The organism is Bacteroides celer (genome assembly GCF_002632415.2).
Lineage (GTDB): Bacteria > Bacteroidota > Bacteroidia > Bacteroidales > Bacteroidaceae > Bacteroides.
The window spans coordinates 1,308,684-1,321,210 of sequence record NZ_CP178209.1; the positions used below are offsets into that span (position 1 = coordinate 1,308,684).

Sequence of the window (12,527 nt, forward strand, 5' to 3'; positions counted from 1 at the left end):
TTAAAACGAAGTGCGGTTTCGTGAGAAAGTGCACTTTGTTAAAAGGAGGATTAAGTATTTAATCCTCCTTTTTAATGAATAACATCAGTCTTTTATAGAAAGGATGTTTGGTAAGGGTGGAGGCATCTCCTAATATAACAAGCTTCATTCGTGCCCTTGTAATCGCTACATTCATTCGTCGCAAATCATTCAGGAATCCAATCTGCCCATCTTCGTTGGCACGTACAAGACTGATGAAAATAACATCTCGCTCCTGTCCCTGAAAACCGTCTACCGTGTTTACGGTGATGAGGCTGCGGAAGGGACGTAAAAAGCTGCTCCCTTTGATCTTTCCCCTCAAATATTGCACTTGCGCCTTGTAGGGTGAAATCAGACCGAAATCAATTCTTTCATCCAGTATCCGTTCTTTGCCGATACGTTCGATATATGCTTCCAGTTCCTGTAGTAATAGATTGGCTTCCTGCTTGTTGATGCGTCCGAAGCTCTCGCCTACAAAATCTTCGTGAAAGTCCATTTCTGAAGTATCAATCCAGTTCATAGGAGTGTCAAAGTCAAGAATACCTCGATAGCGCACTTCCGGGGCAGCTTCCAGTTCTCCGTGGTAGAACCAGTCGGAGGGAAACTGCATGATGGCCTCGTGCATTCTGTACTGTACCTTTAGTAAAGAGACAGCAGAAGGCTTTTGCTGAACCACTTTTTCCATTAACGTGTGATCCAGTCCTCCACGAGCGGCTTCTATACATTTGATAGTCGGCGGGAGCTGGCAATGATCTCCTGCAAGGATGACACGGTCTGCTTTGCGGATGGCAATCCAGCAGGCAGCTTCGAGCGCTTGAGCAGCTTCGTCAATGAACAAAGTAGGAAAACGACGCCCGTTGAGCAGACGATGGTTACTGCTGACTAGCGTAGAAGCAATCACACGGGCACTATCAAAAAGATCGGCATTGATTTGTATTTCCAACTCCGTAGCACGATCGCGGAGATGACTCATGCGATTACGCATACCTTCCCGTTCAGAATAACTACCCCGGCGCATCCGGCTACCCATTTCACGGATAGATTTGCGAATTCCCCAAAGTTCCGGATAGGCAGGATGGCTTTCAAACCTACGTTCATAGGTGGATGATAGCATTTTGTCGTTGACCCGGGTAGGATTTCCGATGCGGAGTACGGGTACTCCCCGGTCTACCAGTTTCTCACAAATCCAGTCGACAGCAGTGTTACTTTGTGCACAGACAAGTACTTGCGGTTCCCGGTGCAATGTTTCATAAATCGCTTCGACAAGAGTCGTTGTTTTTCCGGTTCCCGGAGGACCGTGAACGATGGATACATCACGCGTGCAGAGTACCTTGTTGACAGCTGTTTCCTGTGTGCTGTTCAACCAGGGGAAGCGGACAGGATACAACTCCCGGAATCCCGGTTTTTGTGTGCCAAGCAAAATATCACGCAGTTCTGCCAGACGATTATCTTTAGCTCGTATGGTGTCTTCCAGTGCCTCGAACATGGCCCGGTAGGATGTTTCGTCAAAATAAAGTTGCACCCCCAGTATGCCGTCAGTTTGCAGTTCCGCTAAAGCTCCCGCTCCGGGAAGTACAACTACCATTCGCTCCTCATCCGCAAAGCTGACAGTAGCGATGAAATTCATGTACTTCACTTTTCCTTCGAATGATTGGTGGAAAAAGCAGACGGGACGGCCGAACTCGAAGGAATGCTCTATTTCTTTATTTTCGGTCCGTGTAATATCTATTACAAGCTGGTTCAGAGAATTGTAGTAACTTCGGCCAAGAGAGACGGGATACCAGCAGAGACCGCGTTTCACTTTACGGGCAACGCCCATTGTTTCGGTCTGCCGTTTAAATTCTTCCTTCTCGTATTCATACTCCATCCGCAGGAGGAGTTGCTGTTGCTGAAGGTCGATGATTGGACTTTTCGGATTATTACTCATAATAGGCGCAAAGGTAACAAATCTTCGTTCCGGGTAGAAAAAATATTTCATTTTGTTAAACATTACTCGAACGTCGTTCGTTATTTTTATAAATAGACTCATAAAAGATAAAACAATATGGTATATGATGTGACTATGTTAGAAGCTTTCTACGCTGCTTATAAAGGAAAGATAGAACACGTACGGGCTATATTGAAACGCCCCTTAACGTTGGCCGAGAAAATTTTGTATGCTCATCTGTATGATGTAGCCGATTTAAAAGATTACAAACGGGGAGAAGATTATGTGAACTTCCGTCCCGACCGTGTAGCTATGCAGGATGCGACTGCGCAGATGGCATTGCTTCAATTTATGAATGCAGGTAAGGATCAGGTGGCTGTGCCCTCGACAGTACATTGCGATCACTTGATACAGGCGTACAAAGGTGCAAAGGAGGATATTGCTACGGCAAGATTGACCAATGAAGAAGTATACGATTTCCTTCGAGATGTATCTTCCCGTTACGGCATCGGTTTCTGGAAACCGGGAGCAGGTATTATCCACCAGGTAGTGCTCGAAAACTATGCTTTCCCCGGAGGTATGATGGTAGGAACGGATTCTCACACTCCTAATGCAGGCGGACTGGGCATGGTGGCTATCGGTGTCGGTGGCGCGGATGCAGTGGATGTGATGACAGGAATGGAATGGGAACTGAAAATGCCGAAGATTATCGGTGTTCGCCTGACCGGAAAACTAAGTGGCTGGACATCTCCGAAAGATGTAATCCTGAAACTGGCCGGCATTCTTACCGTAAAAGGAGGAACGAATGCTATTATCGAATATTTTGGTCCCGGAACCGAGTCCCTTTCTGCTACCGGGAAAGCTACCATTTGTAATATGGGTGCCGAAGTAGGGGCTACTACCTCTCTGTTCCCGTTTGACGGGCGCATGGCTGCCTATTTGAGAGCTACCGGCAGAGATTGTGTAGTCGATTGGGCTGAAGCTGTCGATGCCGATCTTCGTGCGGATGATGTAGTGACCGACGAACCATCCAACTATTATGACCGTGTAATTGAAATAGACTTGTCGGAACTCGAACCTTATATAAACGGACCGTTTACACCGGATGCCGCTACTCCAATTTCCGAATTTGCAGAAAAAGTGTTATTGAACGGCTACCCTCGCAAAATGGAGGTGGGCTTGATTGGTTCATGTACCAATTCTTCTTATCAGGATTTGAGCCGTGCGGCTTCTCTGGCAAAACAGGTCACTGAAAAGAACTTGAGTGTCGCTGCTCCGTTGATTGTTAATCCGGGTTCGGAACAAATCCGGGCTACTGCCGAAAGAGATGGTATGATTGAAGCTTTTGAACAGTTGGGCGCCACGATTATGGCAAATGCCTGCGGTCCTTGTATCGGTCAATGGAAACGCGAGACGGACGATCCGACACGGAAAAATTCAATCGTTACTTCTTTCAACCGTAACTTTGCCAAACGTGCTGACGGTAATCCGAATACCTATGCATTTGTAGCTTCTCCGGAACTGACGATGGCATTAACGATTGCTGGTGACCTCTGCTTCAATCCGTTGAAAGACAGACTGGTAAATCATGACGGAGAAAAGGTGAAACTATCCGAACCTGTAGGAGATGAACTTCCTTTGAAAGGTTTTACATCCGGAAATGAGGGATATATTGCCCCACACGGAGCAAAAACGGAAATCAAGGTGAAGTCTGATTCTCAACGTCTCCAACTCCTGACGCCTTTCCCGGCATGGGACGGACAGGATTTACTGAATATGCCTTTACTGATTAAAGCACAAGGCAAATGTACTACCGACCATATCTCTATGGCAGGTCCGTGGCTCCGCTTCCGGGGACATTTGGAGAATATTTCCGACAATATGCTGATGGGAGCTGTCAATGCTTTCAACGGTGAAACGAACAGCGTTTGGAATCGTTCAACAAATACTTATGGAACAGTTTCCGGTACGGCAAAAATGTATAAGTCTGAAGGTATTCCGTCTATAGTTGTTGCCGAAGAGAATTATGGAGAAGGTTCCAGCCGTGAACACGCAGCCATGGAACCGCGCTTTCTCAATGTGCGTGTCATTCTGGCTAAGAGTTTTGCCCGTATCCACGAAACGAATCTGAAAAAACAGGGAATGCTTGCTCTTACTTTTGTAGACAAGGCGGATTATGACAAGATCCAGGAACACGATCTTCTGTCAGTCGTAGGTTTAGTCCATTTCGCACCGGGTCGTAATTTGACGATTGTTCTTCATCACGAAGACGGAACGAAAGAAAGTTTTGAAGTACAACATACATATAATGAACAGCAGATAGCCTGGTTCCGTGCCGGTTCTGCTTTAAATGCAAGATAAAAAATGAGCAAGATAACCATGCAAACAGATGGTACGTTGCTGGTGCCTGATGTGCCTACCGTACCTTATATTACCGGTGATGGAGTAGGAGCGGAAGTGACTCCTGCCATGCAAGCCGTAGTGGATGCAGCTATCCGGAAAGCCTATGGCGGCAAACGTCGGATCGAATGGAAAGAAGTGTTGGCGGGAGAACGTGCCTTCCATGCAATAGGTTCCTGGTTGCCGGATGAAACAATGAAAACCTTTCAGGAATACCTGATAGGAATCAAAGGCCCGTTGACAACTCCTGTCGGAGGTGGAATCCGGTCGTTGAATGTAGCGCTGCGTCAGACACTTGATTTATATGTCTGCCTTCGTCCGGTCCGTTGGTATCAGGGAGTACAGTCGCCTGTCAAATCACCTGAAAAAGTGAACATGTGCGTGTTCCGTGAAAATACGGAAGATATTTACGCAGGTATCGAGTGGGAAGCCGGTACTCCGGAAGCTGAAAAGTTCTATAAATTCCTGAAAGACGAAATGGGAGTAACAAAAGTCCGTTTCCCGGAAACCTCTTCTTTCGGTGTGAAACCTGTATCACGTGAGGGTACCGAACGTCTGGTACGTGCTGCCTGCCAGTATGCACTCGATCATCATTTACCTTCTGTAACCCTGGTGCATAAAGGAAATATCATGAAGTTCACAGAAGGTGGTTTTAAGAAATGGGGCTACGAACTGGCACAACGTGAATTTGCCGATGCTTTGGCAGACGGCAGACTGGTGATAAAAGATTGCATTGCCGATGCTTTCTTACAAAATACACTCCTGATTCCCGAAGAATATTCCGTAATAGCTACCTTGAACCTGAATGGAGACTATGTTTCCGATCAACTCGCAGCTATGGTAGGCGGTATCGGTATTGCTCCGGGAGCAAACATCAACTATCAAACAGGACATGCCATCTTTGAAGCGACTCATGGAACAGCTCCCAATATTGCGGGAAAAGATGTGGTGAACCCTTGTTCTATTATACTTTCGGCAGTGATGATGCTCGAATATTTTGATTGGAAAGAAGCGGCTGCTCTGATAGAGAAAGCCTTGGAACAAAGCTTCCTGGACGCTCGTGCTACACACGATTTAGCTCGTTTTATGCCGAATGGAACCTCCCTCTCTACTTCCGCTTTCACTCGTGAGATCGTGGAAAGAATTGAAAAATAAAAGTAACGAATAAAAAACGAAGAAAGATGAAAAAAGAGTACCTGATTTACAAACTTTCCGAGGAGATGAAGGAAGCTACCCGGATTGATAATGAATTGTTCCCAAAGTTTGATGTGAAACGTGGATTGCGTAATGAAGACGGCACAGGTGTATTGGTAGGTTTAACCAAAATCGGTAATGTAGTAGGCTATGAACGTATTCCGGGTGGTGGACTGAAACCGATACCGGGAAAATTATTCTATCGTGGTTATGATGTGGAAGATATTTCGCATGCCATTATCAAAGAGAAACGTTTTGGTTTTGAAGAAGTGGCTTACCTGTTGCTTTCCGGACGTCTGCCGGATAAAGAAGAACTGCTTTCTTTCCGTGATTTGATTAACGACAATATGCCGTTGGAGCAGAAGACAAAAATGAATATCATAGAGTTGGAAGGAAACAACATCATGAATATTCTTTCACGCAGTGTGCTCGAAATGTACCGTTTTGATGCGAATGCGGATGATACTTCCCGGGATAACCTGATGCGCCAGAGTATTGAACTGATTTCGAAATTCCCCACTATCATTGCTTATGCGTACAATATGCTTCGTCATGCTACTTTCGGACGTTCTCTGCATATCCGCCATCCGCAGGAAAAACTCTCTATTGCCGAGAACTTCCTGTACATGCTGAAAAGAAATTATACTGAACTCGATGCTCGTACCCTCGATTTGTTACTGATTCTTCAGGCAGAACATGGGGGTGGTAACAACTCCACTTTCACCGTTCGCGTTACTTCTTCTACCGGAACGGATACATATTCGGCCATCGCCGCAGGTATCGGTTCTTTGAAAGGCCCGCTTCACGGAGGTGCAAATATTCAGGTTGCCGACATGTTCCAGCATCTGAAAGAAAATATCAAAGACTGGACAAGTGTGGATGAGATAGACACTTATTTCACCCGAATGTTGAATAAGGAAGTATATAATAAGAGCGGACTGATCTACGGAATAGGACATGCTGTTTATACGATCTCCGATCCCCGTGCTCTTCTGTTGAAAGAATTGGCTCGTGACCTTGCCCGTGAAAAAGGAAGAGAAAGCGAATTTGCTTTCCTCGAACTGTTGGAAGAACGTGCTATCGCTACTTTCGGACGTGTTAAAAACAACGGAAAGACAGTATCCAGCAATATCGACTTCTATTCAGGCTTTGTGTATGAAATGATCGGCTTACCGCAGGAAATCTTCACTCCTCTGTTTGCTATGGCGCGTATCGTAGGCTGGTGTGCACATCGTAATGAAGAATTGACCTTCGAAGGCAAACGAATTATCCGCCCGGCTTATAAGAATGTACTCGATGATTTGGCTTATATTCCAATCAAGAAACGCTGATAAAAACAAATCCTTTTATTGAATATATAAGTGATCCCGGATGTATGCCTGGTAATTCCAGGTATGCGTTCGGGAATGCTGTTTTTATGTTCGTAAAGGAATGTATTTCAGATTCTTTCTCTTTTTTGTACCGTCATTCATCTCATTTTTGTTATTTTTGCGTGTTACAAAAAAAAGATCGACATGAATATAGATGCTTTTAATCTATTTCTGGGCGTGATGAGCCTGATTGCCTTGGTTGTTTTTATCGCCCTTTACTTTGTGAAAGCCGGATATGGCATTTTCCGCACGGCATCGTGGGGCGTAGCTATATCCAATAAACTAGCATGGATATTGATGGAAGCTCCGGTTTTCCTGGTGATGTCCGTAATGTGGATATATTCCGAGCGTCGGTTTGAACCGGTGATCTTCACTTTTTTCCTGTTCTTCCAGATTCACTACTTTCAGCGTGCTTTCATTTTTCCTCTGTTATTGACGGGGAAAAGTGAGATGCCGCTGGCAATCATGTCGATGGGTGTTCTTTTTAATTTGTTGAATGGCTATATGCAAGGTAAATGGATCTTTTATCTTGCTCCCGAAACGATGTATCAATCCGGTTGGTTCACTTCACCGTGGTTTATTATAGGCACACTGCTTTTTTTCACAGGTATGCTGACGAACTGGCATTCGGATTATATCATCCGGCACTTGCGTAAACCGGGAGATACCCGGCATTATCTGCCTCAAAAAGGAATGTACCGTTATGTCACTTCCGCCAACTATTTTGGTGAAATAGTAGAATGGGCAGGATGGGCGATACTCACCTGTTCACTTTCCGGACTTGTTTTCCTTTGGTGGACGATTGCCAACCTTGTTCCCCGTGCCAATGCCATCTGGTGCCGTTATCGCGAAGAATTCGGAGATGCGGTGGGAGAACGGAAACGAGTGTTCCCTTTCCTTTATTAGGTATTAGAGGCACTTTTCATCACGACTTAAATATGACTTAATAAATATAACTACTATGGAATCTAAACTTTTTAGCCCGGTCACTTTTGGGCCTTTGACGTTGCGGAATCGAACAATCCGTTCGGCAGCTTTTGAGAGCATGTGTCCGGAGAATACTCCTACGCAGATGTTGCTGGATTACCATCGTTCGGTAGCTGCGGGAGGAGTGGGTATGACAACAGTGGCCTATGCCGCTGTGACGCAAAGCGGACTTTCTTTCGACCGTCAGTTGTGGTTGCGCCCGTCTATTATTCCCCGTTTACATGAATTGACAAAAGCTGTGCACGATGAAGGTGCAGCAGTGGGTATACAAATCGGACATTGTGGAAATATGTCCCATCGAAATATTTGTGGTGTCACTCCTATATCCGCATCTTCGGGTTTTAATCTTTACTCTCCTACGTTTGTGCGTGGAATGGAAAAGGAGGAGTTGCCGGAAATGGCACAAGCGTATGGAAATGCAGTCAATCTGGCGAGAGAAGCAGGATTTGACGCTGTTGAGGTACATGCAGGACATGGATATCTGATTAGTCAGTTCCTTTCTCCATATACCAATCATCGGAAGGATGAATACGGTGGTTCGCTCGAAAACCGGATGCATTTTATGGACTTGGTGATGGAAGAAGTGATGAGAGCGGCAGGCAATGATATGGCTGTTTTCGTGAAAATGAATATGCGTGACGGTTTCAAAGGAGGCATGGAGATTGACGAATCGATACAAGTGGCCAAACGTCTATTGGAACATGGCGTTCATGGATTGGTGTTGAGTGGAGGCTTTGTGAGCCGTGCACCGATGTATGTGATGCGGGGTGCCATGCCGATCCGTTCGATGTCTTACTATATGAATTGCTGGTGGTTGAAATACGGAGTTCGTATGTTTGGTAAATGGATGATACCCTCTGTGCCTTTTAAAGAAGCATATTTCCTTGAAGATGCACTAAAATTCCGGGCAGCTCTTCCAAATGCGCCACTGATTTATGTCGGCGGTCTTGTTTCCCGCCAGAAAATAGATGAAGTGCTCGATTCCGGTTTTGATGCCGTGCAGATGGCGAGAGCTTTGCTCAACGAACCGGGATTTGTAAACCGGATGAAAAAGGAGGAACAGGCACGCTGCAACTGTGGACACAGTAATTATTGCATCGGTCGTATGTATACGATAGAAATGGCTTGTCATCAACATTTGAAAGAACAAATTCCTTTGTCTTTGCAAAAGGAGATTGATAAATTGGAGAAAAAATGAGTGAAATGAAATGGGCGATTATCACCGGTGCAGACGGAGGAATGGGGACAGAAATAACACGTGCCGTAGCCAAAGCCGGTTATCGAATCATAATGGCATGTTATAATCCAAAGAAAGCGGAGATTGTTCGCGAATGTTTGAGCAAGGAAACCGAAAACCCGTATTTGGAAGTAATGGCTATTGATTTGTCTTCCATGCAATCGGTAGTTTCTTTTGCCAACCGTATCTTGGAAAGAAACCTTCCCATTACTCTGTTAATGAATAACGCCGGAACGATGGAGACTGGTTTTCATACTACTTCTGATGGGTTTGAGCGAACGGTAAGTGTGAACTATATGGGACCTTATCTGCTTACCCGGAAATTGGTTCCGCTGATGGTGCGTGGAGCGCGTATCGTCAATATGGTTTCTTGTACATACGCAATCGGTAAACTCGATTTTCCCGATTTCTTTCACAGAGGAAAAACGGGGCGTTTTTGGAGAATTCCTGTTTACAGTAACACCAAACTGGCTTTGTTACTATTTACTTTCGAACTCTCCAGGCAACTTAGTGAGAAAGGAATCACCGTCAATGCCGCTGATCCGGGAATTGTTTCTACTAATATCATTACGATGCATAAGTGGTTCGATCCGTTGACGGATATTTTTTTCCGTCCTTTTATCCGCAAACCGAAAAAAGGGGCTTCTACGGCAGTCGGTTTATTGTTGGATGAAAAGGAAGCAGGCGTGACAGGACAACTGTATGTCAATAACCACCGGAAAAACTTGTCTGATAAATACACGAATCATGTGCAGAAAGAGCAGTTGTGGGAGGTGACGGAACGGTCGTTGGCGAGCTGGCTGAAGTAGTATTTACTTATATATAGGTATTGCGCATATCTATATATCTCTTTTATATTGTCTTATTTTTACCGAAAGATAGGGATTGTTTTGCACTTTTTTTTCTACTTACCTTTGCATCGCTTTTAGAGCAATGAAAAGGTATAAAGTAAAAAGGTAAAAAGGAGATGAGTAATAAGTATTTTCTGGTTTTTCTAGTGTTCTTGTTTTCCGTATCAGCATATTCACAACGTGGGCATCATCGTAACAGTTTGATTTCGGGTAGAGTGATGTCTACAGAAAAGGAAGTTGTGGATTTTGCAACGGTCTATCTGAAAGGAACCAATCACGGTTGCTATACAGATGAAAAGGGCATCTATCATTTGAAAACTACGGCGGGTGAATATACCCTGGTTGTTTCAGCTATCGGCTACCAGACCGTAGAAAAGAAAGTCAAACTAGGCAAGGGAGAGAGAATAAAGGTAAATATCACCATTGCTCCGGCAGTAAAAGAGTTGGGAGAGGTGGTAGTTACGACATCCGGTGTCGGTCGTGTGAATAAATCTGCTTTTAATGCGGTAGCCATTGATGCGAAGAAACTGCATAACAGTACGCAGACCTTGGCGGGCGCACTGACTAAAGTGCCGGGGGTAAAGCTCCGTGAATCAGGTGGAGTAGGGTCGGATATGCAATTGTATATTGATGGTTTCAGCGGGAAACATGTGAAAATATTCATTGACGGCATACCACAGGAGGGAGCCGGTGCTGCATTCGATTTGAATAATGTCCCTATTAATTTCGCAGACCGTATTGAGGTGTATAAAGGAGTGGTTCCGGTAGGATTCGGAACAGATGCCATCGGAGGCGTTGTGAATATCGTTACCAACAAGCAGCCCGGAAAATGGTTTATGGACGCTTCCTATTCTTACGGGTCATTTAATACTCATAAGTCATACGCACGTTTCGGACAAACATTCAAGAACGGTTTCATGTATGAAGTCAGTGCTTTCCAGAATTTCTCGGACAATGATTACTATGTGGACACTTATGTACGCGAGTTTGAGATTCGGGAAGACGGCAGCGTACGTTTTCCGCCGCTCGATAAAAGCAAAATTTATCATCTGAAGCGTTTTAACGATCAGTACCATAATGAAGCTGTGATCGGAAAAATCGGTCTGGTGGGAAAGAAATGGGCGGACAGACTGGCATTGAGTTTCAATTATTCTCATTTTTATAAAGAGATACAGACAGGCGTTTATCAAGATGTCGTGTTCGGTGAGAAATTCCGCAAGGGACATTCATTGGTTCCTTCATTGGAGTACTATAAAAAGAACTTGTTCGTCAAGAATCTGGATTTGCTATTTACTGCCAACTATAATCATAATATCACCAACAATGTAGATACGGCTTCCCGGGCTTACAACTGGCGAGGAGATTTCTATGAAAAGGGTAGCCGGGGAGAACAATCTTATCAGAACAGTGAATCTAAAAATAAAAACTGGAATGGAACACTGAAGATGAATTATCATATCGGACAGGCGCATACATTTACTTTCAGCCATGTGATTAGTGATTTTGAACGTACAAGTCGTTCTACGGTAGGCTCTTCTTCCAAATTTACGGATTTCACTATACCTAAGATTACACGTAAGAATGTCAGCGGACTTTCTTATCGTCTGATGCCATCGGAAAAGTGGAATGTTTCTGCATTTGCCAAGTACTACCGGCAATACAACAAGGGACCGGTGTCACAAAACACAGATGGTATAGGCAACTATATCAACCTGTCCAATACCGCAAGTTCCCTCGGATATGGTGCAGCGGGTACGTATTTTCTATGGAAGGACCTGCAGGTGAAGCTATCGTATGAGAAGGCTTTCCGGCTTCCTACGACAGACGAGCTGTTTGGAGATGAAGACCTTGAAGCCGGCAAAATAAACCTGAAACCGGAGAAGAGCGACAATATCAATTTGAGTTTCAGTTATAATCACCAGTTTGGCAGGCACGGACTGTATGCCGAGGCCGGTCTGATCTATCGGGATACGAAAGATTACATAAAAAGAGGATTGGATGTACTGGGAGGAACCAGTTACGGGTATTATGAGAACCACGGTCATGTGAGAACGAAAGGATATAATCTGTCATTACTGTATAGCTTTTCACGTTGGTTTGATATAGGAGGAACATTCAATAGTATTGATACCCGCGATTATGAGAAATATCTGGCAGGCTCTTCTTTGCAGGAAAGTATGCACTATAAGGTGCGCATGCCCAATCTTCCCTATCGTTATGCCAATATCAACGCTAATTTCTATTGGAACGACTTGTTTGTCAAGGGAAATGTATTGAGCATAGGGTATGATAGCTACTGGCAACATGATTTCCCTCTTTATTGGGAGAATCTGGGAGATAAAGAATCAAAAAATATAGTGCCGGAACAGTTCTCTCATAATCTGTCTTTGTCCTATACAATGAAACACGGACGTTATAATGTATCATTTGAATGTCGGAATTTCACAGATGCCCGGTTGTTCGACAATTTTAGTCTGCAAAAAGCGGGGCGGGCATTCTATGGAAAGTTCAGGGTATTTTGGGGTAAATAAGTAGAGTAAGTT

The 12,527-nt window shown here is 44.5% G+C and carries 8 protein-coding genes; 7 read left to right on the top strand and 1 reads right to left on the bottom strand.

Going from position 1 to position 12,527, the window contains the following annotated elements; all coding sequences use genetic code 11:
- Positions 1-58: 58 nt before the first annotated feature.
- The gene (locus CJF29_RS04840; RefSeq protein WP_008998831.1) at positions 59-1,996 is read right to left on the bottom strand and encodes an AAA domain-containing protein; all 1,938 of its coding nucleotides are present in this window, start codon (positions 1,994-1,996) and stop codon (positions 59-61) included.
- Between the two features lie 66 nt (positions 1,997-2,062).
- Between CJF29_RS04840 and CJF29_RS04845 the strand changes: the two genes are divergently transcribed.
- From CJF29_RS04845 to CJF29_RS04875, 7 genes are all read left to right on the top strand, one after another.
- On the top strand, positions 2,063-4,306 hold the full coding sequence (locus tag CJF29_RS04845; protein ID WP_099146823.1) for an aconitate hydratase: 2,244 nt from the start codon (positions 2,063-2,065) through the stop codon (positions 4,304-4,306).
- A 3-nt stretch (positions 4,307-4,309) separates the two neighbouring features.
- The gene (gene icd / locus CJF29_RS04850; protein WP_074557638.1) at positions 4,310-5,500 is read left to right on the top strand and encodes an NADP-dependent isocitrate dehydrogenase; all 1,191 of its coding nucleotides are present in this window, start codon (positions 4,310-4,312) and stop codon (positions 5,498-5,500) included.
- Between the two features lie 26 nt (positions 5,501-5,526).
- Complete coding sequence (locus CJF29_RS04855; protein ID WP_008998828.1) at positions 5,527-6,870, top strand: citrate/2-methylcitrate synthase; 1,344 nt, start codon at positions 5,527-5,529, stop codon at positions 6,868-6,870.
- 183 nt (positions 6,871-7,053) lie between these two features.
- Positions 7,054-7,815, top strand: a complete 762-nt coding sequence (locus CJF29_RS04860; protein ID WP_099146822.1) for a DUF1295 domain-containing protein — start codon at positions 7,054-7,056, stop codon at positions 7,813-7,815.
- A gap of 55 nt (positions 7,816-7,870) precedes the next feature.
- Positions 7,871-9,094 carry an NADH:flavin oxidoreductase gene (locus CJF29_RS04865; RefSeq protein ID WP_074638215.1) on the top strand — a complete coding sequence of 408 codons (1,224 nt, stop codon included), beginning with the start codon at positions 7,871-7,873 and terminating at the stop codon, positions 9,092-9,094.
- Positions 9,091-9,942: an SDR family oxidoreductase gene (locus CJF29_RS04870; RefSeq protein WP_074557645.1), complete on the top strand. Its 852-nt coding sequence runs from the start codon at positions 9,091-9,093 to the stop codon at positions 9,940-9,942. The genes CJF29_RS04865 and CJF29_RS04870 overlap by 4 nt, the downstream gene beginning before the upstream one ends.
- Before the next feature lie 158 nt (positions 9,943-10,100).
- Positions 10,101-12,515: a TonB-dependent receptor gene (locus CJF29_RS04875; RefSeq protein WP_099146821.1), complete on the top strand. Its 2,415-nt coding sequence runs from the start codon at positions 10,101-10,103 to the stop codon at positions 12,513-12,515.
- Positions 12,516-12,527: the final 12 nt, after the last annotated feature.

Excerpts from the sequence above, each read along its gene's own strand:
- CJF29_RS04840 (WP_008998831.1), bottom strand. The coding sequence starts at position 1,996 with ATGAAATATTTTTTCTACCCGGAACGAAGATTTGTTACCTTTGCGCCT.
- icd (WP_074557638.1), top strand. The coding sequence starts at position 4,310 with ATGAGCAAGATAACCATGCAAACAGATGGTACGTTGCTGGTGCCTGAT.
- CJF29_RS04875 (WP_099146821.1), top strand. The coding sequence starts at position 10,101 with ATGAGTAATAAGTATTTTCTGGTTTTTCTAGTGTTCTTGTTTTCCGTA.
- CJF29_RS04870 (WP_074557645.1), top strand. The coding sequence starts at position 9,091 with ATGAGTGAAATGAAATGGGCGATTATCACCGGTGCAGACGGAGGAATG.
- CJF29_RS04860 (WP_099146822.1), top strand. The coding sequence starts at position 7,054 with ATGAATATAGATGCTTTTAATCTATTTCTGGGCGTGATGAGCCTGATT.
- CJF29_RS04865 (WP_074638215.1), top strand. The coding sequence starts at position 7,871 with ATGGAATCTAAACTTTTTAGCCCGGTCACTTTTGGGCCTTTGACGTTG.
- CJF29_RS04855 (WP_008998828.1), top strand. The coding sequence starts at position 5,527 with ATGAAAAAAGAGTACCTGATTTACAAACTTTCCGAGGAGATGAAGGAA.
- CJF29_RS04845 (WP_099146823.1), top strand. The coding sequence starts at position 2,063 with ATGGTATATGATGTGACTATGTTAGAAGCTTTCTACGCTGCTTATAAA.